At 58.3% G+C, this 247-nt stretch carries 1 pseudogene; it reads right to left on the minus strand.

Going from position 1 to position 247, the window contains the following annotated elements:
* Positions 1-247, minus strand: a pseudogene (locus NDO48_RS29445) (penicillin-binding protein 2); the annotation flags it as partial.

Consider the following 247-nt stretch of genomic DNA (forward strand, 5'->3'; position numbering starts at 1 on the left):
GTTCAACGCCTTCCCGGCCTTTATCGTCGATATCTGTAAAGCCGACCATGTGGGCTGTCACTTCACCCGCCGGGTAGAAGCGACGGAACTCTTCAATGCCATAAACACCTGGCACCTTCAGATCGAGAACGGCCTGGCCCTGCTCCGGGGTCAAGCCGCGCACCAGGTAGATAAATTCTTTGTTGGCTTGCTGCTCAAGACGCGCCGTCAGGACCTTTGGGTCCTGGCCCAACGCATGGGCCAGAGC

This window comes from Aminobacter sp. MET-1 (assembly GCF_026521175.1).
Classification (GTDB): domain Bacteria; phylum Pseudomonadota; class Alphaproteobacteria; order Rhizobiales; family Rhizobiaceae; genus Aminobacter.